This is a genomic window from Occallatibacter sp., from assembly GCF_049802275.1.
Classification (GTDB): Bacteria; Acidobacteriota; Terriglobia; order Terriglobales; family Acidobacteriaceae; genus Telmatobacter.
This window is the reverse complement of the sequence record NZ_JBARMD010000228.1, coordinates 1-2,091: the sequence shown is the minus strand read 5'-3', so window position 1 is coordinate 2,091 and position 2,091 is coordinate 1. Positions and strand designations below refer to the sequence as shown.

2 protein-coding genes and 1 pseudogene are annotated in these 2,091 nt (G+C 56.8%); 1 reads left to right on the top strand and 2 read right to left on the bottom strand.

The genetic code is table 11. The features are described 5' to 3' along the window. On the top strand, nt 1–195 hold a 195-nt coding region (locus WA354_RS08075; protein WP_472812491.1), incomplete at its 5' end, for a hypothetical protein. A gap of 97 nt (nt 196–292) precedes the next feature. On the opposite strand, the gene WA354_RS08070 is transcribed toward WA354_RS08075, so the two are convergent. Both WA354_RS08070 and WA354_RS08065 read right to left on the bottom strand, forming a co-directional pair. Beyond that, on the bottom strand, nt 293–1,597 hold the full coding sequence (locus WA354_RS08070; RefSeq protein ID WP_472812490.1) for an ISNCY family transposase: 1,305 nt from the start codon (nt 1,595–1,597) through the stop codon (nt 293–295). A gap of 195 nt (nt 1,598–1,792) precedes the next feature. Further along, a pseudogene (locus WA354_RS08065) lies at nt 1,793–2,091 on the bottom strand (hypothetical protein); the annotation flags it as partial.

Genomic DNA, 2,091 nt, shown 5'->3' with positions numbered 1-2,091 from the left:
CCCCATCACAGCGGTGCCGAATTGGCGAAACATTTCGCCGAAGTTCATGGTCGGGTCCTGGATGATCCAGTCGAATTCACCCCTTGGACCGGCGATGAAACCGTCGAGGCTGGTGGCTACGCTATAGACAAGCTGGCGCATGGTTCACTCTACATTGCAATTTATGACACGCATCAGATTACGCGCATTCTTTAGCGCTCCGACCGCCTCGACGTCAATCTGATTTGGGGACACGATAGTGTCGTTAGCAAGTAGAAATGTCCGCTTTTCGTAGCAAGTGAAATGTCCGGTTTCATAAATTAGTAGCCGTAGAGGCGGTGGGAAAGTGCGAATCCCGCGTATTGTGCGGGATTTGCAAGTTGGGAGGGAAAGGAACTTTTCCTCCCAACGTCTTTTCCACGGCCTTGATTTGTTTTTTGCTCAGCGGCGTCAGGAGCTTTCCTTCTGCACTGTAGTGTCCGATGCGATGTCCTGCGATCATCAGGGTCAGTGTCATGTCCATGTGCTGATGGATGATTGCCTTGCATCCGGCCAGGGTATGACGCCAGTGGGCAAGTTCGAGCTGCATCACCAGGTTGTGAAAACGGACAGTGTTGTCACGATCGACGGTGCGCTCGTAGCGTTGTGTAAAGACCAACTCCAGGTTCCTGTTCCGGCAGGGCATGAATGCTGTGCCGCGCTCAGCTGCGGGAACCGCAAAACGCCGGTTGAACTCGGCGATGTAGTGCTCGTTTAGAAACTGGTTGGCCGCTTCCAGTGTTCCGATCCCGCGCAACCGCAACTCCTGCGGCAGCCGTCCCTGCCATGTGGAGAAGCTGCGTTCCGAGCGACCCCGCGCCTGCGGAGAGTAAGACGGAATCATATGCACGCCCAGTTCCTTCATGGCACGGCCCACCTGCGTAGGGCGCTCATAATCAACCTTGCCGCCGCTCTTCGGCGTATACCAGAAATGGGCTCCGCGGTCGGAATAGAGCGAACAGAACAATCCCCTCTGTTCAATCACTGCCCGTAGCCCGGCCATCACCGTGAAGGTCGATTCCTCCGGCGCCAGTTGCGCGTAATAGATATCGCTGGTGGCATCGTCGAGGATCACGATCAGGTCATGCTTACGCTCATCCTGAAACCAATGGTGTTCGCTGCCATCGATGTGCAGCATCATCCCCGGCAGAGGACGCCGCTCACGCCGCTTGCGGTGCACGCCACGCCTGGCCTTGCGCTTCACCAGGCCCGCTGCTTGCAGGGTCTGCTTCACCCACGTATAACTCAACCCGATCTGGTGTTCTTCGCCGAGCTTCTCATGGAAGTGACGTACGTTCAGATCGAAGTACTTGTCCCGATATAAGCTCAGAACCTCTTCGGCCTGCACCTTCGGCACCCGACGACTGCTTGGCTTGCGCTGTCGCCGGTCCAGCAATCCCTGCGGGCCTTGCTCATCCAGCCGCTTCCGCCACCGACGCATCTGCCGCTCGCTGATGCCGATCAACTCCGCCGCCTGCCACCACTTGATCTTGCCCGTTGTGGCTCGCAACAACACTTCCTGTAACTTCATCGCCCGCTCCATCGCGGTGATCGGATAGATCGCCATGCTCTCGCGCATGGCTCCATCCTCACCGCCCGAAAAGCGGACACTTCACTTGCTATAAACACCGGACATATTATTAGCTAACGACAGTGATCTATTCGACAGTTACTTCTTGAACAACAGTACAGGCCTTCCTCGCATATGTAGCTTCACGTCAAGAAGGGGAACGCCAACCGGCGCTCCCCTTCTTGACCCAGCGGCCCCTGCGAATTATGAAGGCGGAAGAATCAGCAGCCCCGATTGCAACAGCAGTTCCGTCAGTCGATCCAACGCCAGAGGGTATTTATAGGAGACCGCGCGCACGCTCACGCCGAGGATGTCCGCGGTTTCTGCATGCGTGTATTCCTGCAGAGCAACACGGCTCAAAAGCGTGCAGTCCAGCGAACCCAGCTTCTTGAGGCAACGCTCGATATCAAGCACAAAAATCACGGCGTCTTCAAACGTCTTGACCTTCCGGCTTGATACCCAGCCCCGCCCGATCGGCTCCCCCAGAATAGCGGGCGCTCGAC